Origin of the sequence: Catenulispora sp. MAP12-49, from assembly GCF_041262705.1 — a bacterium.
GTDB lineage: Bacteria > Actinomycetota > Actinomycetes > Streptomycetales > Catenulisporaceae > Catenulispora.
Map to the genome: position 1 here is coordinate 500,640 of NZ_JBGCCP010000002.1, position 23,820 is coordinate 524,459.

At 72.9% G+C, this 23,820-nt stretch carries 8 protein-coding genes (1 of these 8 cut by a window edge); all 8 read right to left on the reverse strand.

What is annotated here, in order from left to right; all coding sequences use genetic code 11:
* Tightly spaced (each overlapping or abutting the next), the 8 genes in view from ABIA35_RS06350 to ABIA35_RS06385 form a layout consistent with a single transcriptional unit that may run on beyond the window.
* Complete coding sequence (locus tag ABIA35_RS06350) at positions 1-1,449, reverse strand: condensation domain-containing protein (protein ID WP_370357241.1); 1,449 nt, start codon at positions 1,447-1,449, stop codon at positions 1-3.
* Positions 1,446-2,504 (reverse strand): TauD/TfdA family dioxygenase, encoded by a 1,059-nt coding sequence (locus ABIA35_RS06355; RefSeq protein WP_370357242.1) that lies wholly within the window; start codon positions 2,502-2,504, stop codon positions 1,446-1,448. The genes ABIA35_RS06350 and ABIA35_RS06355 overlap by 4 nt, the downstream gene beginning before the upstream one ends.
* Positions 2,501-5,158 carry an AMP-binding protein gene (locus tag ABIA35_RS06360; protein ID WP_370357243.1) on the reverse strand — a complete coding sequence of 886 codons (2,658 nt, stop codon included), beginning with the start codon at positions 5,156-5,158 and terminating at the stop codon, positions 2,501-2,503. Before ABIA35_RS06360 ends, ABIA35_RS06355 begins: the two co-directional genes overlap by 4 nt.
* Positions 5,155-13,152: an amino acid adenylation domain-containing protein gene (locus ABIA35_RS06365; protein ID WP_370357244.1), complete on the reverse strand. Its 7,998-nt coding sequence runs from the start codon at positions 13,150-13,152 to the stop codon at positions 5,155-5,157. The genes ABIA35_RS06360 and ABIA35_RS06365 overlap by 4 nt, the downstream gene beginning before the upstream one ends.
* On the reverse strand, positions 13,145-14,764 hold the full coding sequence (locus tag ABIA35_RS06370; protein ID WP_370357245.1) for a hypothetical protein: 1,620 nt from the start codon (positions 14,762-14,764) through the stop codon (positions 13,145-13,147). The genes ABIA35_RS06365 and ABIA35_RS06370 overlap by 8 nt, the downstream gene beginning before the upstream one ends.
* Complete coding sequence (locus tag ABIA35_RS06375; RefSeq protein ID WP_370357246.1) at positions 14,764-16,623, reverse strand: condensation domain-containing protein; 1,860 nt, start codon at positions 16,621-16,623, stop codon at positions 14,764-14,766. Before ABIA35_RS06375 ends, ABIA35_RS06370 begins: the two co-directional genes overlap by 1 nt.
* On the reverse strand, positions 16,610-23,470 hold the full coding sequence (locus ABIA35_RS06380) for an amino acid adenylation domain-containing protein (RefSeq protein ID WP_370357247.1): 6,861 nt from the start codon (positions 23,468-23,470) through the stop codon (positions 16,610-16,612). Before ABIA35_RS06380 ends, ABIA35_RS06375 begins: the two co-directional genes overlap by 14 nt.
* On the reverse strand, positions 23,467-23,820 hold the end of the coding sequence (locus ABIA35_RS06385) for an amino acid adenylation domain-containing protein (RefSeq protein WP_370357248.1). 3,228 nt of this gene lie beyond the right edge of the window; only the last 354 of its 3,582 coding nucleotides appear in the window; its start codon lies off the right edge, out of view; its stop codon occupies positions 23,467-23,469. Before ABIA35_RS06385 ends, ABIA35_RS06380 begins: the two co-directional genes overlap by 4 nt.

The window sequence follows — 23,820 nt, forward strand, 5'->3', positions numbered from 1 at the left end:
TCATTTCGTTGCTTCGGGTCGGGGCAGGGGTGCTTCGGGATCGGCCGCGGCGGCGGCGATCAGGGCGGCCAGGCCGTCCATCAGCCGGTCGGCGGCCGGGCCCTGATTGACGTCGGCCACCAGGGTCACGCCGCCGTGCCGCTCGCCGAGCCGGACGTCGACGTTGGTGCCGTCCCAGTCCTGGTCCGGGCCTGCGCTGGTGCCGGTGCTGGTACCGGTGCCGAGCAACTCGGCCTCGCAGAACAGCTCCGCCTCGATGCCGTTCTCGGTGCCGCGGCTGCGGCCGCTGCTGGGCGGATCGGCGCACAGGTGGACGTCGACGTCCCACAGCGCGGCGGTGCGCGGCCGGCTGATCCGGCCCGAGGCCACGCCGAGCTCGACCAGATCGCCGTAGGGCAGGTAGTGCGTCGCCGCCTTCAGGATCCCGGCCTGGGCCCGGCGGTAGACGGCGCGGTAGGACGGCGCCGCCTCGGCCGGGGGCTCGACGCGGAAGACCGTGCGATCGGTGAGCGGACCCACGACCCGGCCCAGATCGAAGTAGTCCCGCAGATCCAGCACGGTGGCCAGGGCCGGGGCGGCCGGGCCCCGCACCCCGCGCAGCCACCACGCGACCAGGGCGGCCACCCCGAGCGACCCGTTGTCGCGCAGGGCGCCCCCGGAGGAGGCCAGGGTGCGCCACTGCGGTCCGGCGATCTCCAGCCGCACCGTGCTCACGTCTCGGCGCGCCGGGGCATTCGCGGGCGCGTCCGGGCACTCGGCGAGCCACTTGGTCCACCAGGTACGGCGGGCGGCGATCGCGGTGTCGGTGAGCGGGTGGTAGTCGAGCATGTCGGCGGCGTCCTTGTACCCGGTACCGCGGAACCGGTCCTGGTAGGCCTGAAGCACGGCGCCGAGCACGAGATACAGGGACCTGTCATCCAGGATCAGCTCGTGCGCGACCAGCCCGAGCACCCACTCGTCGTCGGCCAGCCGGATCAGGCTGAACCGGGTGCCGGGCTCATCGGCCCGGCTGCCCCGGTCACGATCGGCGCGCAGCAGGGCGACGCACGCAGCGTCCCGGGCCGCCGGCTCCAGGGCGCCGAGGTCGTGGTCGGCGCAGGGCGCGATGGCGCAGCGACGCAGGCCGAGCCGGCCGTCCTGCTCGACCAGCCGCATGCCCAGCGAGGGCAGCTCGGCCTGCACCGAGCGCACCGCTTCGCGCAGCCGGTCGGCGACGACGTCTCCGGTGAAACGCACCGCGCGCACCGTGTAGCCGGTGCCGGGTGCGCCGCCGCGCAGCCGTGGCCACAGCCCGCGCTGCAAGAACGAGGCGGGAAGGAGAGCGGACTCGCCGGGCGGCGGTTCGCCGGTCACGCCGGCCTGTGCCTCCCCGGTCACGCCGACCTGTGCCTCCCGGGTCACGCCGACCTGCGGTTCGGCCGTCATGCCGGCCTGCGGCTCGCCGGTCATGCGGCCTCCGTCCGCCGAGCATCCACCTGATCCCAGGTCAGCGCCCCGGCCATGCTGACGGCGACCTGCCGGGGACCGGCGAACGGCTGCCGACCGTGCGCGGCCGCGAGGTTGTCCACCAGCAGCACATCGCCGCGCTGCCACAGCACCGCCGACTCCTCGGCCGCGTAGGCCTCGAGCAGCGTCCCGACGACCTCCGACGGGATCGGACTGCCGTCGCCGAAGAAGGTGTGACTCGGCAGGTCCTGTTCCTCCACCTGTTCCAGCAGCGGCACCCGGACCGGCTCGGGCAGCGAGTGCACATTGAAGAACGCCGCATGGTTGAACCAGGCACGCCGACCGGTGACCGGGTGCCGGGCCACCGCCGGGCGAACCTGCCGCGTGGCGAGCCTGCCGTCCGAGCGCCAGTCGACCTCGATGCCGCGTGCTTCGCAGTACTCTGCGACCACGGCCCGACTGTCGGTCTGGAAGACCTCCTGCCACGGCAGCCCGAGACCGCCGCCGAAGGTCCGAACATAGGCGACACCGAGCTCTTCGAAGCGCCGCACGATGTCATCCGGGATCCGCGCGAGCACCTGCCGGACATCCGCCACCGGAGTCGCGCCGCCCTCAACCGGCGCCTGCAGGCAGCAGAACGCCAGCCGGGCCGGGAAAGCCGCTTGGTAGGAGTTCTCGTTGTGCAGCACGATCGGCTGATCGGCCGGATGGTCGGTCGCGGTGTAGACCCGGTCGCCCAGCGCGGTGCGCGGCGAGGAGCGCTCGACGTACTCCTCCGGCTCGCCGGCCAGCGAGCGCGCGACCGCGCCGAACCCGTCGAGATCGACGTCGAAGCCGCGGAAGAGCACCGCGCCGTGCGCCGGCAGCCACTGGCCGACCCGGTCGCCGTGCGCGGCGGCCCACGCCGCCAGCGTGACGTCGCTGCCCTCGGCCCGCCGCACCAGCAGCGGCAGGCTCGCGCCCGAGGGCGCACCCTCGACCACCGCCGCGTCGGGGTCGACCGTCATCGCCAGGGGACGCCGCCGACCGGCGACGGGCGGGCCGCCGGGGGGCGTCATCGCGCCTCGTCCGCGGGCACGCCGCCGACCAGCGTGTGCAGGAACCGGTCGCCCTCGACCAGGCCGAACAGCTCCGGCAGCGCCGAGACGTCGACCGTCCCCACCGAGCACAGCCCCAGGCCCGCCTCCGCGGCCGTCTGGCTCAGCAACTGGGTCAGGGCACCGGCTTCGAAGACTGTGAAGTCCCAGGAAAGCTCGCCGTAGAGCGGGACGATCGCGTCCATCCGGCCTATGAGGAACAAGGAGAAGGCACTCTCGCGGAACGCGGCCCGGTTGATGTCGGCGTGCGCGGAGGCCGGAAGAGTGCCCTGCGGGTCGAGCAGGACCAGGCAGTCGCGCTCGGGGTGGTAGTAGTAGCTGCCGCCCGGCAGGTCCCGGACGCGGCCCGGCGCGACCAGGACGTAGAGCTGCACCGGATAGGCGCCGCCGGCCGAGGGGTACCGGAACGACGGCTCGCCGCCGCGCGTGCCCATCCGGGTCGTTGATATCAGGGCTCGAAGAGACTCCAGGGCGACGGGACGGTCGTCGAAGGTGCGCACACTGCGCCGGACCGCCGCCGACTCCGACTCCTGCTCGGCCGCCGGCCATGCGACGGCGGGACTGTCGTCGAGGTCGTGCCGGATACCGCGGTGGCCGTCCTTGAAAGCCTGCCTGGCCAACAGATCGGTGAGCATTTCGGCCGCAGGCGCGGGCTCCGCCAAGGCAGCAGGCTCCGTGTCCTCGCCACCCGCCTTGTTCGCCGGAGCGGCACCCTGCTCCACGGCGCTCAGGTGACTGCCCACGATGACCGCGATGGACGGGAAGAGCAGCATCTCCTCGACGGAGACGGTCAGTCCGAGCTCCTCCTCCAGCACCGTGGCCAGCCGGACCAGCTGGTAGGACGTCGCGCCGATGTCCAGCATGTTCACGTGCGGCTCGATGTGGCTCACCGCGAACTGCCGGCACGCGATCTCCGTGACGCGGCGCATCAGCTCGGCGTCGTCGGCGTCGTCGGCGGTGCCCGCCGCCGGATCGCCGGCGGCGGCCTCCTGGACGGCGGCCGCCTCGCGCGCCTTGGCGGCGAGCGCCGACCGGTCCACCCTGCCGTCCGGGGTCAGCGGCAGCGCCTGGAGTATGTCGATCGTCTCAGGAAGCAGATACGGGGAGACCTTGCGCCGCAGGTAGTCGGACAGCTCCGCAGCGGTCACCGCGGACGCGGGCCGGACGCGGACGAAGGCCGCAGAGCCGGCGCCGTCGGCCGTCGTGATCGGGACGGCCGCCGCCTGCCGGACCTCGTCGTGGGCCGCCAGGGCGACCTCCAGGTCCTGGAGCCGCAGCGCCCGGCCGTGCACCGTCACCTGGGCCGTCTCGTCGCCCGTGACCTCGATGACGCCCTCGGGCAGCAGCCGTCCGAACAACGTGGTGGCGACCACGCTCTCCCCGGACGGCGTCACGACCGCCTGAGCCGGGACGTCGGCGTCGGCGGCCGGGACGGCGGCCAGGCCGCCGAAGTGGATCCGGCCGGCCACCCACAGCGGGCACGGCGCGAGGGCCTCGGACAGGATGTGAACCCTCTGATTCGCCATCGGCCGGCCCAGCGGCACCGAGGCGCGGCCGTCCTCGACGTCGTCGGGCTCGTGCCAGGCCGCCCACGGCTGTTCGGGCGCCGGGGAGGTGGCGTACGCGACGGCCACGTCACTGCCGGCGGCGGCTGCGCGCAGCTCGCGCACCACGTCCGAACCCAGCCGCTCGCCGGCCGCCACGACCGCGCGCACCGCGGCCGGAAACGGCTCGGCGGCTTCGGCCAGGTGGTCCAGGACCAGGGAGAGCATCGAGGGGGTGGTCAGCCAGACGCTCACAGCGTCGTCCCGCAGCTGCGCGGCGCAGGCGGCCGGGTCGTTCTGGTCGATGTCCTGGCCGAACACGGCGGTGGCCCCGGCCAGCGCGGAGCCGAGCATCTGGTGCAGCGACAGCGGCGTGTCGGCCTGGCCGGTGATCAGAACCCTGTCTTGCGGGCCCAGGGCCAGCCGGGCGTTGACGTCGAGCACGGCGGCGGCCAGCGCGCGGTGGGTCACCGCGGTCCGGCCGCCCCGGCCGTCGGGCAGCAGCAGGGCGGCGGCGTCCGGTTCGACGTCGGCGAAGGCGGACTCGGCCGGCGCGGACTCGGCCCGCGCGTCCTCCGGCGCCTCCTCCGGCGTCTCGACGGTCAGCACGGCCAAGCCGTCGGGCCAGGCGATCCGGCCGATCTGCCACCACTGGGTGACCACCGCGGCCGCCTTGACCGCGGCCGCCGCGTCCCAGCGGGTGATCTGCGCCGAGCCCGGCGCGATCGGGACCGCGACGCCGCCGACCCGCCACACCGCCAGCAGTCCGGCCAGCTGCTCCCAGCCCAGATCGGCGCACAGGACCACCCGGCCGCCGGGGGTGACACCGGCGTCCAGGAGCCGGCCGGCCAGGTCGGCGACCGCCGCCGCCAGCTCCCGGTGGGTCAGCTCGCCCCGGGCCGAGATCGCCGCGGTCCGCTCGGCGGCCTCGGGGGCGTTCACCGCGTCGGCGTCGGCGAACAGCCGGGCCAGACCCGCGGCGGGCAGCGGCGAGGAGGTGTCGTTGACGATGTCCGTCAGTTCCTGCCAGGACGGTGTCGGCCGCGTCTCGGGGGCACCGGAGGTGTTCACAGGTCAGCCTCTCCTGATGGCATGGCGGATGTTCGGGCCTGGACCGTCAGTGAAATCAGGGCACGATCGAAGGACTCGAACATACTATCGATGAGACCGGGCGGAAAGATCGCGGACACGTAGTCCCAACTGCATATCAGGCGACCCTCGTGCTCCGTGGCCTGATGGTCGAGCAGGACCTGAGGGGTCTGACTCACCGTGTGTACCGGCCGGGCGGACCAGGCGGCTGCCGACGGAGCGACGCTATCGGAAAACAGGGTACTGGTAAACACGACCGGCATCAGGGCCTCGGCCCGCGCTCCGCGCTCGCGCCGCAGCATGCGCAGCACGTCGACGCCGCCGACCAGCCGGTGTTCGAGGTCCTGCCACAGCCGGTCCTGGAACCGCCGCGCACCGGCCGCCAGATCGCCGGCCGGGACGTCCACGGCCAGCAGCGTCGTGGTGGTGAAATCCCCTACGAGGGCCTCGACGTCCGGGTGCACCGGGATCCGGCTGAAGGTGGTCACGTTCAGCGTGAAGCGGGGGCTCTCGCTGTAGGCGGCGAGCACCTCGCAGAACGCCGCGCCGACGACCGCCGACGGCGTCAGCCCGGCTGCGGCGGCCCATTCGCGCACCGCCTGCCAGTCCGCCGCCGCCAGGCCCGTGCTCAGCCGGACGAAGGTGGCCCCGGTGACCTCGTCGGGCCGCTGGAGCAGCGGCAGCACCGGGGCCGGCGGCAGGTCCGGCAGCCGCGAGCGCCAGTAGTCGAGGTCGCGCGTGTACCGGTCCCCGGCCCGCATCTGCTCGACGGCCAGGACGTAGTCGCGGAACCCCAGGCCCGGCGCGGGCCCGAGGTCGGCAGCACCGGCGTAGAAGGCGAGCATCTCGCCGGTGACGATCTGCATGCTGCGGGCGTCGACGGTCATCAGGTCGAAGCTCAGGTGCAGGCGGGTATGGACGTCGTCCACGCGCTGCGCCCGGATCTCGAACAGCGGCCAGCTGCCCAGGTCGCGGACTTCGTGCGACATCTGTTCCCTGAGTTGCTCGCGAGCCTGGTCCGCGGCCTGCGGCGAGAGTCCGCGCAGATCGGCGAGCGGCACCCGGAACGGCGGCGGATCGGCCAGCACCTGCTGGAGGCCGTCGGGGCGGACGACGGTGCGCAGCGCGTCGTGCCGCTCGATGACCGCGCGGACCGCCGACTCCAGGCGGGCCAGGTCCAGATCGGCCACCTCGAGTTCGAGATAGCTGTGCGTGGCGACGCCGCCCAGGGCGTTGCCGGCGCGGCGGCCGAGCCAGTACGCCTGCTGGATGCCGGTCAGCGGGAACGGCTCGTGGCCGCCGGCGGTGTCGGGCTGGATGACCGGCAGTGGTTGGGCCTGCGCACCGCGCTGAGCAGTCGCCAGCACCGCGGCGAACGCCTCGACGGTGTTCGCGGTGAACAGCTCCGGCAGCGTGACGGCCGCGTCCCAGCGTCCCTGGACCCGCGAGAGCATGCGGATCGCGGTCAGGGAGGTGCCGCCGAGGGCGAAGAAGCCGTCCGCCGGGTCGACGCGCGGCACGCCGAGGACCTCGGCCCACAGTTCGCAGACTTCGTCGAGGAGTTCGGCCGGCACAGCTGCGGTGGTCGATGGCACCGACGACGTCTCAGCGGATCCGGATCCGGATCCAGCTATTGGCCCCGACGCCGTCCCGGCCCCCGTCCACGATCGCAGAACGCTGTGATCGACCTTGCCGTTCGAGGTGAGCGGCAGCGTCTCGTGCGTCACCCACGCGGCCGGGACCATGTAGTCCGGCAGGCTGCGTGCCAGATTCGCCTTGGCCGCCTCCAGGGTGAACCGCGCCGGGTCGGCGGGCACGACGTGGGCCACCAACCGCTTGCCGGTGCCAGCGGCCCCGACGGCGACGACGGCCGCGGCCCGGACCACCGGATCGCGCTCCAGCGCCGTCTCGATCTCCGCCAGCTCGATGCGATAGCCGCTGATCTTGACCTGGAAGTCCTCGCGGCCGAGGAACTCCAGCTCGCCGTCGGGCAGATGGCGGGCGATGTCGCCGGTGCGGTACAGGCGCTCGCCGTCCGGCCCGCGCACGAAACTGCGCTCGGTCAGCTCCTCATCGCCCCAATAGCCGAGCGCCACACCGACGCCTCCGATGTAGAGCTCTCCGGGCACCCAGTCCGGACGCGGGCGCATCGAATCATCGAGGACGTACACACTCTGGTTGGCCATCGGGTGGCCGTAGGGGATGCTGCGCCAGTCGGGCCGGACCGTGCGGACCGGGTACCAGACCGACCAGATCGAGGCCTCCGTCGCGCCGCCGAGACTGGTGACCCGGGTTCCGGTCAGGGCCCTGATGCGGTCGGGCAGGCTCACCGGGATCCAGTCGCCGCTGAGCAGTACCGCACGCAGGCTCGTCAGCGCGTCCGGCGCCAGCGCCTCGGCGTGGTCGGCGAGCAGTTCGGCCAGCGCCGGCACGGAGTTCCACAGCGTGATGCGCTCCCGGCGCACCAGCGCGGCCCAGTGGCCGGGGTCGCGACGGCGCGCGTGGTCCGGGATCACCAGAGCGCCCCCGGCGGCCAGGAGCCCGAAGACGTCGTACACCGCCAGATCGAAGCTCAGCGAGGAGACGGCCAGGACCTTGTCGTCGGGGCCGACGGCGAAGTAGTCGTTGACGCACGCGATCGTGTTGGCCGCGCCGCGGTGGTCGATGGCCACGCCCTTGGGCTCGCCGGTGGAGCCGGAGGTGAAGATCACGTAGGCGAGGTCGTCGAGGCCTTGCACCGGGTTGAGCGGGGCGTCGTCGGGGTCGAAGGTGCCGTCGCCGTCGCCCTCGCCATCGACCGCGAGCAGCTTGGCCCCGGCCAGATCCGGCAGCCGATCGAGCAGATCGGCGGTGGTGAGCACCATCTGGACCCCACCGCGGGCGGCCAGATGCGCCAGCCTGTCCGCCGGCAAGTGCGGATCCAACGGCAGGAACGCCGCGCCGGACTCCAGCACACCGAGCGCCGCGACCACCTGCTGCCACCCGCGCTCGGCCGACACGCCGACCAGAGTGTTGGGCTTGGCGCCGAGGGAACGCAGCGTGCGGCCGATCCGCCGGGCCCGGGAGACCAGCTCGGCGTAGGTCAGCCGGACCTCGCCGGAGACCACGGCGACCCGCTCCGGGTAACGCGCCGCCGCCTCGGCCACGGCCTCGTGCAGACACCGCGTCGGCAGCGGCGCGTCGGTGGCGTTGACGCGCGCCCGACGCTCGCCCTGTTCACGCGGCAGCAGCGCACCGACCGGCCGCTCCCAGACCCCGGGCGACTCGGCGAGCGCGTCGAGCAGCCCCTGGTAGGCCTCGAACATGGCATCGAGCACCCCGGGGGCGAACAGGTCGTCCACGGTGTCCCAGTTGAAGAGCAGCTCGCCATCCTGCTCACTGACCTGGTGGTCAAGATGGACCTGCGGCGTCTGAGTGATGGCATAGCCGAGCTCGCCGAGCGCCGCAGGCCGCCCCGGCCCGGCCGCCGCCCCGGCCATCGGCAGGTTCGAGGTGAACACGATGGGCGTCAACGCCTGCGGCTCCAGCCCGCGAGAGAGCGCCCACTCCCGATTCACGGCGACACCACTGACCGAAGCGTGATCCAGATCGGACCACAACCGCCGCTGAAGCTGCCCAGCCCGCTCGGCGAACGCGCCGGCCTGCCGATGGTCGACCTCCAGCAGGCTCAGCGAAGTGAAGTCACCGACAATCGCCCCGACCTCCGGATGCACCGGCTCCCGGTCGAACACGGTCAGCATGATCGAGTAATGAGGACGCCGACTCCACCGAGTGAGCACCTCGGCGAACGCGGCGAGCAGCACAGCCGACGGAGTCAGGCCAGCAGCGGCGGCACGCTCCTTGAACACGGTCCACGCCGGCGCCGGGAGACGACCGAGGCGACGGTGGAAACGGTGGGCGGCAGGCAGATCGGCAGTCCTGCCGGCAGGCAGATCGGCGGCACGGCCAGCAGGCAACTCGCCAGTCCGCCCGGCGGGCAGCTCCGGTCCAGTGGGCAGGTCGGCGAGGCGCTCGCGCCAGTACTCCAGTGCCGCCGCATGGCGGGGTGTGCCGGTGATCGCGGTTCGGTGGCGGACGTAGTCGCGGAAGGTTGCCTCGATGTCCGGGAGCTGCGTGTCGGGTTCGCGGTAGCGCAGGGTCAGCTCGTCCATGACCAGGCCGAAGCTGTAGGCGTCGCAGATCAGGGAGTCGATGCTGACGTGCAGTACCGCGCGTTGCCGGCCGAGCAGGGATGCGCGCACGTCGAACATCGGCCAGGCGTGCGAGTCCAGTACCTGGTGCGACATCGTGCGGCGGACCTCGGCGAGGGCGGCTTCGCGGTCGGCCGGATCCAGGGCGCTCAGGTCGGCGGTGCGGACCTCGTAGTCGGGCACGTGCTCGAGCACCTGCTGCGTCCCGTCGGGCCGGACCACCGCGCGCAGCATCGGGTGCCTGGCCACCACGGCACGCAGCGCCGACTGGAAGCCGGCCGGGTCCAGGTCCTCGACCTCCACCTCCAAATACGCGTGCGTCGACACACCGCCGAGTCGCAGATCCGATCCGCGTCCGACGTAGTACGCCGCCTGCACATCCGTCATCGGGAACGGCTCGTACCGCCCCTCGGGATCCGCGGGGAGTGCAACCGGCTCGGCGCCCTCGCCCTCGTCCCGGCGCGGCAGCTTCGCCGCACGCACGGCCAGTCCGGCGGCGGTGGGTTCCGCGAACAGGTCCGCCAGGCCGATCTTGACGCCGAGCCGCTCGCCGAGCTGCCGCACCAGCGCGGTGGCCAGCACCGAGTGACCGCCGATGAGGAAGAAGTCGTCGTCGGGGGCGACCCGCTCCAGCCCCAGCATCTCGGCGAACGCGGCGCTCACCACGTCGAGCGGACCGTCAGCCGCCGATACCGGCCCGGCGACAACATCGGGCAGGACGCTTCCCGTCGGCGCCGGCAGCGCAGTCCGGTCGATCTTGCCGCCCGCCGTCGTCGGCAGCTCGGACAGCTCCACGAAGGCCGACGGCACCAGATGACCGGGCAACACAGACCGCAAGTACGTACGCAACATCTCTGGCGAAGCGGCATCAGCATCGGGCACGTAGTAGCCGACAAGCGTCGCAGCGCCAGTGGTGTCAGGCCGTGCGACGACGGCCGCGGCCCGCACCCCCGCATGGCGAAGCAGCACCGCCTCCACCTCGCCCGGCTCAACCCGATGGCCGCGGATCTGCACCTGCCCGTCGCGCCGTCCGAGGTAGCCGATCTGACCGTCGGCGAGCAGACGGCCCACATCGCCGGTGCGGAACAGCCGACCGCCGGGCACGCCGAGCGGATCTGGCCGGAACGCCCGCGCCGTCAGCTCCGGCCGGCCGTGATAGCCGCGGGCCACGCCCTCGCCGCCGACATAGATCTCCCCGACGGCCAACGCCGGGCGCGGGCGAACACCGTCCTGCCCGATCCACGCCGTCGCGCCATCGATGGCCCGCCCGATCGGCACAGCGGCCGGCACAGGATCAGAAACCACTACAGCCGTAGCATCGGCAGCCACTTCCGAGGAGCCATAAAGATTAAGGAGAAGCCGTCCCGGAGCCGCCGCCAAGAACCGCGCAGCCAGCTCCGCACGCAGTTCCTCGCCGCTGGTCGTCAGCACGGCCAGTGCGGGAAGCAGCGCGCCAAGCGAGGGCGAGGCGGCCAGAAGCATCTGCAGCAGCCCCGGAACAACGACCATGCGGGTCACCCGCTCGGCCGCCAACAGATCCAGCAACGCCTCAGCGTCGGCGGCAACCGCTGCGGGCACGACGGCCAGACTCGCTCCGGCAAGCATCGGACCGAGCATCTCCCAGACCGCGTCGACGAAAGCCGGCGAGGTTCGCAGGGCACAGATATCCGACGGCGCGACCGGATGCACAGCCTGCGTCCAGCGCAACCGATTCAGCAGACCACGCTGCGGACCCGCGACCGCCTTCGGGCGTCCGGTCGAACCCGAGGTGTAGACGAGGTACGCGAGCTGGTCGGGGTGCGCGGGCAGACCCAGGTTCCGGGCACTGTGCGCGCTGATCTCCGCACGGTCGCGATCGAGCAGCACGACCGGGACCGGCATCTCGGCGACCGTCTCGCCAAAAGCGCTGGTGCTTATCAGAGCCCTAAGTCCGGCGTCGGCAGCCAGGTCCGCGATCCGGCCCGCCGGATCGGCCGGATCGAACATGACGAACGCCGCGCCCGCCTTGAGCACCGCCAGCACAGCCGTCACCGCATCGGCCGACCGGGCCAGCAGAATACCGACCCGGTCCTCACACCCGGCACCGATCCCCCGCAGGAATCCGGCCAGCTGGTTGGCACGCGCGTTCAACGCACGATAGGTGAGCCGCTGCCCACCCTCGACGACAGCGACGGCATCCGGACGCGCCGCGACAGCAGCTTCGAACGCAGCCGCGATCGAAGGCTGATCGAACCCCGCCGCCGGAAGCACATCCGCAGCACCAGCCGCGAGCAGCTCCGGAACCGGAACGTCGAGGTCCTCCACAGCGCCCCGCAGCACCTGCTCCAACAGCTCGGCCAGACGCCGAACAGTGGAATCGGTGAACAATGCCCCGTCGTACTGTAAGGAAATCCGAAGCCCGTCGTCGGTCTGCCGCGCCTCGATCACCACGTCGAAGGGCGCGTTGCCCAGATCGACATCGAGCGCCGACGTCCCCAGCCCGGCCAGCGCGGGCACCGGCGCCGGCGCGTGCGGCAGACACAGCACCCTGATCGGAGCACGCAGGCCGATGCCCTCCTGGGCCCGCAGCATCTCCATGACCTTCTCGAACGACATCTCCTGATGGGCATAGGCCTGCGTGGCCTGCTCGCGGACCGCCTCCCACAACCGGCGGAACGTCGGGCTCCCGGCCACCCGGAACCGCAGCATCAGAACATTGACGAAGTACCCGACCAACGGCTCCAGCTCGGGACGGGTCCGCCCGGAGGTCAACGTCCCGACCACGACATCGTCCTGGCCGGTCACCTCGCGCAAAACCGCGACCAACGCAGCCAGCACCAGCATGAAGTGCGAGCCGCCCTCGGCCCGGCGCAGCCCGTCGAGGCGGGCGGCCAGCTCGGCGTCGAGCACGGCCGTGTGGTTGGCACCGATCCGGTCGCCGCGCTGCGCGGCGTGTACGGCATCAGAAGGCAGCGCCGGCACTGGCAGATCACGGATCTGCTCGGCCCAGAACTCCTCCAGCGCCGCCGCCTCGGATCCGCTGACCCGCTCACGCTGCCACACCGCGAAATCGCGATACTGCACCGGCAACGGCGCGTGAGACCAAGGCCGCCCGGCGACGGCGTCCGCGTAGCCCGCAGCCAGCTCACCGACCAGCACGCCGTTCGACCAGCCGTCAGTGACCGCGTGGTGAATCGTCAGCAGCAGGCAATGGTCCTCGGCCGCGAACCGCAGCACGGTGACCCGCATTAGCGGCCCCCGCTCCAGATCGAAGGGCCGGCGCACCTCGCGCCCGATGAGCGCGCCGACCTCGGCCGGCGGCTCCTCCCCCGACCCGAGCCCGAGCCCGGTCAGATCGACGGTCCGCCACGGCACGCGCGCGCCGGGCTCGACACACTGCACCAGCGCCCCGGAGCGCAGCGCGAACGTCGTCCGCAACGCTTCGTGCCGCTGCACCACGCGCAGAACGGCAGCGTGCAGCGCCGGAAGGTTGAGCGGTCCGGTCAACCGCAGGCCGGTCGCGTAGTTGTCGGTGGCGGTGGCGACCGTGTCGTCACTGCTGCCGACCCACATCCGCTCCTGACCGAACGAGGCCGGCCACGGCCCCGCCCCCGCGGCTCGGCCCACAGCCGCCGGATCAGGCCGGTCGAGCCGGTCCCGCAGCAGCTTCTCGAAGCGCTCGCGCTGCGCCGGGGACAGCGCCGCGATCCGAGCGGCCAGCTCGGGATCGTCGACGCCGACGCCAACACCGACACCGACACCGACACCGACACCGGCGACCTGGTCCGGCGACCGCGGCTCAGACATCGCCGCCGACCACCGTTCCCGGCCGCGCACCCGTACTCGGAACGAGCGTCGCGGGACGCTCGACCGCGAAGTGCACGATCACGAACGGCTCGGCACCGTCAGCGCCGCCAGCGCCGTCATTGACCGCGAGCAACGTCTGTCCGCCCTCGAAGACCACACACCGGCCGGCGGGCAGCGCCTCAAGACCGGATCCGACCCCCAGGCGCGCACCGTCAGGAACCCGGACACCCCAGCAGACAGTGAGTGCGTCCGGGGCGGCGACCGATGGCAGATCCCTGCTCTCCCCCGGTGTCAGAACACTCATGCGCACGGTACTACCAGCCGGAAGTGTCGCTTCGGGAATCGCCGCCAGAACATCCATCGTCACCTGGGCCGACGCCAGGGCCCACGGCGTCCACTGGCCGTCGTCGACCAGCAGCACCGAGCCATCCTCGGAGGTCAGGCCCCCGGAGGTCAGGCCCCCGAGTTCGGTGCCGACCCGGTCGAGCTGCTCGGCGAGGTAGGCCGTGAACCAGAACTCTTCGGCGTCGAGCGTCGCAGAGCCCGAAGTGTCCGCGACGGCCGGCAAGCCCGCGGAACTCGCAGAACTCGCAGAACTCGCGGAGCTCCCAGCACCGCCCGCAGCGTCGATCACCGCCTGAAGCTTCGCGGCGTCGGCCACCCGCTGCCCGGTCGTGCGCAGGAACAGCGCATGGTCGGCATAAGCCTTCTGCGTCGTCATCCGGTGTCGCTGGTAGGTCTCGTCGAACGGCGCCTTGTAGTCCTGGTAGTGCAGATGCTCCACCAGGACCCCGGGCACCGAGTACAGCCGGTCCAGCCGCTCGGCGATGTCGAAGACCCAGGTCTCCACCTCCCACTGGGAGAACATCGTCGGGGTGAAGTAGCCGACCGTCTCGTACCAGACGCGGGTCAGGATCGGGAAGTCGTGGGCCCCCTCGGGGTACTGGCCGCCGTCGAAGAACAGGCACAGCACCTCGTCCGGGCGCTCGGCGGTCAGCTCGGCGACCCGCGCGTCGAGCACGACGTCCCAGCCGAAGTCGACGTAGAGCTGGTCGTCGTTGGCCATCATCAGCAGGTCGCCGCGGGCCGCCGCGGCCAGCTCGTTCCACGCCGCCGGCACCCCGATCGGCTCGCCGACCAGCATCTCGCAGCGGCCCAGCGCCCCGAAGCGCTTGCCGATCCCGGCGAACAGTGTGCGGTACTCCTCAAGGCTCGCATCGTCGGAGTCGACGTAGAACAGCACCTCGACCCGGCCCGGCACGGCCGCGGTGTCCTGGATGCTGCTGAGCATCCGGACCACCTGGGCGGTCCGGCCCCGGGTCGGACACAGCAGCGTCATCGTGCGCTGCGGACCGGTGTACCGGCCCGCCGGCAGACGGCGGAACGCCCGCTGCGAGCGGGTGCGCCGGGCACGCAGCAAAGCGATGCGGGCCGCGCGGCGGATCCACAGGCTCGCGTTCAGCAGCGACACCGTCCACACCCGCTCGCCGTCCGCGGCGCGCAGCGAACGCGCCGCGATCTCCTGCAGTTCGCGCTGCCGGAACCGCGCGCTGTGCCCGAGCAGCAGCCGGGCCAGGTCCTTCAGCGTTCCGGACCGCTTACCGTCGCTCATCAGCCCTCTTCCCGAGCCTCGGACAGCGGTCGCCGGCGCGCGCCGTCGAGCCGGTTCAGAGCCAGACCGCGCCGTTCGCGGCGGCCCTCGTCACGCTGCGCGTGCCACACCCCGGCCACCCGCTCGCGAAGTTCCCCCAGCCGGGTGTCCGGCTCGGCCGTCACCAGTTCCAGCCAGGACAGCAGCGCCCCGGCGGCGGAACCGACCTGCGCCGCGCTCATCCGGCCGTCGTCGTAGCGGGCGCGCAGCACCGGCGCCGCGCCGGGGGCGTATTCCAGGACGAGCGGGTAGCCCTCCTCGACGACCACGGACAGGCCGTCCACCCGCAGCCCGGCCACGACGTCGCCGTCGCCGATCCAGGCCGGGAAGTTCTCCACCACCAGGATGTTGTCGAACAGCCCCGCGCCGAAGCCGAGCCCGGCGGCCCGCTCGACCCGGCTCAGGCCCTCGTGCTGGTGTCCGCGCAACTCGACCAGATCGCGCTGGACGCCCGCCAGCCACTCCAGGGCCGGGACGTCTGGCTGGTAGCGCACGCGCAGCGGCAGGGTGCTGACGAACATGCCCACGCACTCGGTGGCCCCCGGCAGCTCCGGCGGCCGGCCGGACATCGTGGAGCCGAACAGGACGTCATCCTGGTCGCAGTGTTCTGAGAGCAGCAGCGCCCAGCCGCCGTGTACCAGGGTGCTGACGGTCAGTCCGTGCTCCCGCGTGAACGCGGTGAGCCGGGCCGCCGCCGCGGGCTCCAGCGGAACCTCCACGACCGGACGCGCGGCGGTCACGACCCGGCCGTCGGCACACCCGGGCCCGGCGACCCTGGTCCCCGACGTCACCCCGGCGAAGCGATCGCGCCAGTACTCGTCCGGGGTCTCGGCCTGCTCGGCCAGCCAGGCCAGGTAGTCGGTGAACGCCGGACGCACGCGGGGCTCGGCGGGCGATCCGGCGCGCAGCCGCTGGTAGCAGTCGAAGACGTCGCGCAGCACCAGCTGCTGCGCCCAGCCGTCCAGCACCAGGTGGTGATACGTCCACACACAGCGGTAGGCCGCGGATCCGGCGCGGACCAGGGTGAACCGCATCAGCGGCCCGGTCTGGAGGTCGAAGCCGCGGCTGCGGTCCGCCTCCAGCAGGTCCTCGAACGCCGCCTGCTGCTCCGCCGCGCTCAGCGCGGAGTGGTCGAGCACGTCGAAGGGCAGCACCAGATCGGACCGGAACTGCTGGGTCGGCCGGTCGCCGGAGCTCCAGCCGATCACCGCGCGCAGTGCGGCGTTGGCCGCGAAGACCGCGCGCCAGGCGGCTTCGAACGCTGCGACGTCCAGGTCGCCGGTGAGGTCGCAGCGGAGCTGGACGACGTACGCGCCCGGGGTGCTGCCGCCGACCGAGTGGTACAGCATCCCTTGCTGAAGAGGGGTGAGCGGAAACGGTCCCGTCTCCGCGGCGGCCGCGCCGGCGCGCGCGGCAACCGGCGCGCCGGCGCCATCGTCACCGTCGCCAGCACCGTCGCCGTCGCCGTCACCCATGGCCGCAGACCGCTCGGCGAGCTGGCGGATCGTCGGGAACGCGAACAGGTCGGGGGTCTCCAGCTGGACCCCCGCCTCCTGGGCGCGGCCGACGATCAGGATGGCGTGGATGGAATCGCCGCCGAGCTCGAAGTAGTCGTCGTCGATCCCGACCGGCCCTGCTTCGAACTGCTGCTGCCAGATGTCGGCGAGGATCTGCTCGCCGTCCGTGCGCGGCGCGACGTAGTCGGCCGAGGCGCGGCGCTCGGCCCCGGCGGCCGCCTCGTCGTTCTCGGCGGCCAGCCATTGCTCCAGGAGCTCGCGCTTGGCCGGCGACAGCGCCGCCACCCGCTCATCGGGTTCCATCGGTGCCACTTCCCCTCGTCCCCCTCGTCGTCGCGACGGCGCGCGGCCGTCGTCCGGCCAGCAGCGCGGCCGCCTCCTGGTCGGTCAGCCCGGCCAGCCGGTCCAGCAGGCGTCCCAGGTCGTCCTCCGGCCGGTCCGGCGCGGCGGTCGGCGGGGCGGTCTGGGCGGCGAGTTCGGCGGCTGCTGCGGTATCCGATTCGGCAGCCGGTTCGGCGTCCGCGATGCCGGCGAGCGCCCGTGCGTAGCGCTGCCCGATCTCGGCCACCCGGCGCGCCCCGAACACCCGCGGATCGAAGTCCAAGGCCAGGCCGAGTTCGCCGGACCAGGCGTCGACGTGCGCGTGCGCGGTCAGCGGGACGTAGGTCTGGTCCGGCGCTTCCAGGCCCGACACCTCGAGCCCGGCCAGCCGCCGGTAGGCGTGGAAGTGCGTGAACACGAACAGCGTGTCGAACAGGTCGGCGCCCCCGAACCGGCGCTGGAGCTCCAGCAGCGGGAACCGGCGGTGCGGCGCCAGCCGCAGTTCGGCGCGCGCGGCAGCGCGGGCGAGGTCGGCCCAGCCGGCGCCGGGCAGCGACACGCACAACGGCAGGATGTTGTTGAACATCCCGATGACCCGGTCGCCGTCGGCGGCCTCGGGCCGGCCGTTGAACTGCAGGCCGGTCACGACCTCGGCCCGGCCCGCCAGCTCGCCGACCACCTGGAGATGCGCGGCTAGCAGGACGTGCTTCAGACCGGTCCCCCACTCCACGGCCCGCTCGCGCAGCCGTTCGGCCAGCGCCCCGGACAGCGGGACCGCCAGGCGCCGCTGGACCGGATCGTCCTCAATGTCCTGCGACGTTGCCACCAGCGTCGGGGCCCGCCCGGCGAGCTCCAGCCGCCAGAACCGGCGGTGTTCCGTTCCAGCCGTGGCCGCGCGCTCGGCGGCGACGAAGTCGCGGTAGTCCGCGCGCGGCGCGGCCAGGCCGGCGTCGGTCCCGGCGCACCGGGCCGCGTAGTCGGTGAGCAGTTCGGTCAGTACCGTGGCGTCGCACCAGCCGTCCAGGGCGAAGCTGCTCACCGAAAGCCGGAAGCGCGCGCCGAGGTCGTGGGCGGCGAAGCGGACCAGCGGTCCGGTCGCGGTGTCGAAGCGCCGCCGTCGTTCGGCGGCGAACCAGGAGCGCATTGCCGCGGACTGCGCGTCGGCGGTCAGCGCGGTGAGGTCGACGACTTCGAAGGGGGCCGGGCGCTCGGCGTGCACGAGCTGCATCGGCTCGGCGTATCCGGTCAGGTCGAACGAGGACCGCAGGTAGGGATGCCGGCGGCACAGGTCGCGGATCGCCGCCTCCAGGAGCGTGCGCTCCAGCGGCGTGTGGACTTCGAGGCTGGTGAGGTAGACCTCGTATCCGGCGTTGACGTCCTGTTGGAAGAGCAGGGCACGCTGGCCGGCCGAGATCGGGTAGGCGTCTTGCAGGCCCGGTTTCCCGGCCGCCTCCGGACACAGGTGGAACGGCGCGGTGCAGCCGTTGCCGTCCGGCGCCGGGGCGCGCGCGGCGAGCAGGTCTGCCAGGGCACTGACGGTGCGGTCGCGCAGCAGGTCGGTGACGGTCAGCGCCAGCCCGCGCTCGCGCGCGGCGCCGACCAGGCGGACGGCCAGGATCGAGTCGCCGCCGAGGGCGAAGAAGTCCTCGTCGGGGTCGATCGACTCGCGGTCCAGGTGCGTGCGCCACAGGTCAAGGAGCAGGTTACGGACCGGGTCGCCATCGGTCATGGTGATGTCGGTGGCTTCGCTCGCCTGAGCGGGGGCAGCAGGCAGCGCGCGCCGGTCCAGCTTGCCGCTGGCGGTCAGCGGCAGTGCGGCCAGGAGCGTCACCTCGGCCGGGACCAGGTGCGCGGGCAGCTGCGCACGCAGCTCGGCACGCAGCCGTACCGGGTCGATGACCGTGTCGGCGGCGGGGACGACATAGGCGGCGAGCACCATGCCGCGTCCCCGGTCGACGGCGATGACGGCGACGTCCGCGACGCCCGGCTGCCGGCGGATCGCCGCGGCGGACTCGTCCGGCTCCACCCGGGCGCCGCCGATCTTGACCTGGTCGTCGCGGCGTCCCAGGAACTCCAGGGCTTCGTCGGTCCGAGAACGGACCAGGTCGCCGGTGCGATAGAAGCGCACACCCGGCGCGGCGTCCGGGACCGGCACGAAGGACCGCGCGGTCAACGCGGGCTGATTCAGGTAGCCCCGCGCCAGGCAGACGCCGCCGAGGAAGAGCTCCCCCCGGGTCCGCACCGGGACGACGTGCCGGTTCCGGTCCAGGACCCGGCACTCGACGTGGGCGATCGCCCGCCCGATCGGCACCGGGCCCGGATCGCCGGGCTCGCAGCGCCACGCGGTCACGTCGACGGCGGCCTCGGTCGGGCCGTACAGGTTGTGCACCTCGGTTCCCAGGACGGCACTCGCGGCCGAGGCCAGCGTGGCAGGCAGCGCCTCACCGCTGCACACGACGCGCCGCAGCACCCCGCCCGGGCCGCCGGAGTGCGCCGCCTCGGCCACGACCGGACCGAGCATGGTCGGCACGAAGTGCGTGGTGGAGACCCGCTCGCGCGCCATCGTGTCGAGCAAGTAGCGGGGGTCGCGGTGCCGGCCCGGCTCGGCGAGCACCAGGCACCCGCCGGCGGCCAGCGGCCAGAAGATCTCCCACATCGACACGTCGAAGGTCATCGGGGTCTTGTGCAGGACCCGTTCGCCCGGGGTCAGCCGGTACTCGTCCTGCATCCACAGGATCCGGTTGACGATGGCGGCGTGCGGCACCACCACGCCCTTGGGCGTCCCGGAGGAGCCGGAGGTGTAGAGCACGTAGGCAGCCTGGTGACCGTGGACCGGCGCAGGGGCCTGCGGTTCGCGATCGGCTGTGTCCACTGGGACCGGGGCGCGATCGGCCATGTCCGCCGGGACCGCCTCGGCCGGCCATCGCTGTGCCCGCTCCAGCAGGCTCGTCGGGGTCACCGCCAGACGTGCCCCGCTGTCGGCGATGACGGCGGCGACCCGCGGATCCGGATCGGCGGGATCGATCGGGAGCACGGCCGCCCCGGCGTACAGAACACCGAGGTACGCGACGATCATGTCCAGACCGCGCTCGGCGACCACCGCGACGGGCTCGTCCGACCGCACTCCGCGGGTCCGCAGCCGTGCCGCCAGCGCCGCCGCCGACCGATGCAGGGTCCGGTAGCTCATCTGCCCAGCCCGGCCGTCCGGCCCGGGTGCCGCAACCGCCACAGCGTCCGGGCGGCGCCGAGCAGCTTCGGCGACCAGGTGGTGCAGTCCTACCTCCGGACGTACCGGTCCCGGGGCCGGACCGCTGAGGCTATCGGGCAGGGCCCGCGTCAGCGGCAGGTCTGCGATCGGAGTCCCCGGCCGTTCCACCGCCGCCGCGAGCAGACGCACGTAGGCGGCGCCGAGCTCAGCGATCACCGCCTCGGAGAACAGGTCGGTCCGGTACTCCCACACACCGACGAGTTCACCGCCGACCTCAGCGAGCGCCAGCCCGAGGTCGAACTGCGACCAACGCCGGGTGATCGGCACGGTCCGCCAGCCCGGTTCGCCGGACCGCGCCGACCGTGACGCCGCACGCTCGCCCGGCACGCCGAGCGCCAGCGCACGCAACAAGTCGTCCCGCTCGCCGTACTCGGCGTGCATCGTGAACAGGCTCTGCACCAAAGGCGCCCGGCCCGGCGCACGCTCCGGAGCCAGGTCGGCCACGATGCGGCCGAACGGGTACCACCCGTGCTCCAAGGCCCCTGCGACAGAGCGGCCGGCAGTGCGCAGGAACCGGTCGAAGGGCTGCCGGGCGTCGAAGCGCGAGCGGAGCGGCACGACGTCGACCAGATAGCCGACGGTCTCGGTCAGCGCCGGGTCGGCGCGGCCGGACAGCAGGGTGCCGACGACGAGGTCGTCCTGGTCGCACCAGCGGTGCAGCAGCACCTCATACGCGGCCAGCAATAGCGTGAAAGGAGTGCAGGATCGTTCTGCGGCAAGGGTTTTCAGCCTTGTGGTGAGCTCCGGTGGCACGGTGAAGGTCAGTGCTGCGCCGTCGAATCGGCGCTCGGCCGGTGCCGGGCCTTCAGCGGGCAGGTCCAGCAGTGCCGGGACGCCGGACAGTTCGGCACGCCAGTAGCCGGCGCCGCGATCGGCACGCCGGGACTCCATCTGTGAGCGCTCGGCGGCCAGGACGGCGCGGTGCCCGGCGTCGGCCGGCAGCGCCACGGCGGCAAGCTCGACGGCTGTGTCGTCCCCCATCAGGGCACGCAGTTCGCGCATCAGCACGACCAGCGACCAGAAGTCGGCCACGAGATGGTGCGCCACCAGAAGCAGCACCGCCTCCTCGGGCGACCGGCGGTAGACGGTGAAACGCACCGGCGGCCCAGCAGCGAAGTCGAAGGGCCGCTCCGATTCGCGCAACAGCAGGCCGGCGAACTCCTCCTCGGTGCGGTTCGCCGCATCGATCACGCGGACTTCGCCGACCTCGGAGACGACGTGGCAGCTGGGAATCGAGTCCTGGACGGCGAACTCCGTGCGCAGTCCGGGATGCGCGACGATCAGGCGGGAGAGCGCCTGGGCCAGGCGGTCGGCCGGGACTCCGGTCACCGACAACGCGCGGGCCAGGTGGTAGGCGGCCGAGTCCGGCGCCAGCTCCTGTTCGAACCAGAGGGCCTGCTGGCGGAATGTCAGCGGCAGCCAGGCGTCCGGATCCGTCGGCAGCGCCTCGGGCTCCCGGGCATCGCCGTCCGCTGATACCGCCGATGCGGCTGATACGGCTGATACCGCACCGGCCGCGAGTTCGCGCACCACGCGCGCCGCGAGTTCGCCGACCGTGCTGCCACCGAGCAGTTCCCCGACGCCGAGCTCGACCCCGTAGGCCAGGCGCAGGGCGTGATCGAGTTCCTGGGCGGCCAGCGAGTCCGCTCCCAGCTCGGGCACGGTCCGTTCGAGGGTCGGCGGGGTGTCGGCGGGGCCCGTCCCGACGCGTGCGGCGACCAGGCCCATCAGGGCCATGCCGAGCACGTCGGCGGCCTCGGGGCCGGGCAGGGACCGCAGCCGGCCGGCGACCGGCAGCGCGACCGCCGTCGGCCGTTCGGGAGCCGCCTGGCGGTAGACCGGCAGCTCGCCGGCCAGGTAGGACAGCCGGCACTGCTGCCGCCGCAGCTTGCCGCTCGTGGTCTTCGGGACGCCGCCACGGCGCAGCACCACCAGCCGCTCGAGCTCGACCCCGTGACGCCGGCGCAGCTCCTCGGCGATGAGCCGGGCCGCCTCGGACACCTGGAAGTCGGACTTGTAGGCCCGCAGCTCGGCGCACAGCACGACCCGTTCGCCGCCGTCGGCCTCGACCGAGAAAGCGGCGGTGCATCCGGGGCGGAGCGCGGGGAAGGCGTTCTCGGCGTCGAGTTCGAGGTCCTGCGGATAGTGGTTGCGGCCCTGGACGATGATCACGTCCTTGAGCCGGCCGGTGACGTACAGCTCGCCGTCCAGCAGAGTGCCCAGGTCGCCGGTTCGCAGGAACCTGCGTCCCGGTGCGCCGGGCAGGCTCGCGCCCAGCGTCGCCGCCGACGCTTCGGGATCGCCCCACAGGCCCTGGGCCACGCCGCCGCCGGCCACCCAGATCTCGCCGACCGCGCCGGGCCCGTTCTCGGTGACGGTCGACGGATCGACGATCCGCACCTCGGTCTCAAGACCCGGATACCCGCTGCCGACCAGCGGCACGGCCTCGGCGTCGGGAGCGGCTTCGGCGAGCCGGCCGGCACGCAGCGCCACGGGATCGGCGCGGCGGATGCGGGCCGCCGCGTACTTCGGCGGCGCGGTGACCAGCAGCGTGGCCTCGGCCAGGCCGAAGCACGGGAAGTGCGCGGCGTCGGCGAACCCGTACGGAGCGAAGGCCTTGGTGAAACGGCGCAGACTGTCCTGCCGGATCGGCTCGGCGGAGTTGAACGCCACCCGCCAGCCTGACAGGTCCAGGTCCATCTCCGGAGCCGTCCCGTCCGGGCCGCCATCACCGGCCTCGCCGCTTCCGGCCGCCTCCAGCCGGTCCACGCACAGGTCATAGGCGAAGTTGGGACCGCCGCTGGTATGCGCGCGGTAGCGGGACACCGCCTCCAGCCAGCGCAGCGGCCGCTGCAGGAACGCCATCGGCGGCATCAGCACCGACAGCGAGCCCAGGAACAGCGGCTGCATGATGTTGGCGATCAGGCCCATGTCGTGGAACAACGGCTGCCAGCCGACGAACGTGGACTGCTCGTCGTGCTCGCACGCCGCCGCGATGAGCCGCTCGTTGGCGACGATGTTGCTGTGGCCGACCATCACTCCGCGCGGAGTCCGGGTGGAGCCGGAGGTGTACTGCAGGAACGCCAGGTCCTCCGGACGCACGCGCGGGTCGGTCCAGCTGTCGGCTGCCTCATCGGGCACCCGGGCCGTGTCGATCCGCGGCAGCCCGGCCAGTTCCTCAGCCTCCTGCACCGCGTCGGTGAGCACGGCGGCCGGCGCGCAGTCCGAGCGGATCGCGGCCAAGCGCTTGCGCCCGGCCGCCGCCGAGGGCGAGTCGGCGGGCACTGCCACGACGCCGGCGTACAGACAGCCGAGGAACGCCTGGACGTACTCCAGCCCGGAGGGGTAGGCGATGATCGCACGCTGTCCGGCCAGCCCTTGCTCCTGCAAGGCCGCGGCGATGGCCCGGGCGCGCACGTCCAGACCGGCGAAGGTGCAGCGCTCCTGCTCGGTCTCGCCGTCGCCGAGGAAGACGTAGGCCGGCCGGTCCGGGGTGCGCAGCGCATGCCGGCGCGCGATGGCGACAATGTCGCCGGCGCCGTCGGACGCGAAGTCGGTCACGGCGCCCCCACGGTATTGCCGTCGCCGTCGCCATCGCCGTCGCTGTCGGCGCCGACCTCGGCGAGCACGGCCAGGATCGCCTCGCGTTCCCGCTCGGCGCGCATCGTGTCCACGGCCGCCGCGAGCGAGGCGATGTCCAGGGCCTGATAGACCCGGCGCACCGGCGGGTCGATGCGGAAGTCCTCGACGATCCGGGCGTGCAGCTGGGTCACCGTCAGGGAGTCCCCGCCGAGCTCGAACAGGCTGTCCCGGACGCCGACCGCCGAGACCGGGCAGCCCAGCAGACCGGCCACGATCTGCGTCAGCGCCTGTTCGGTCGGCGTACTCGGCCGCTCGGCCCCCGCCCGTCC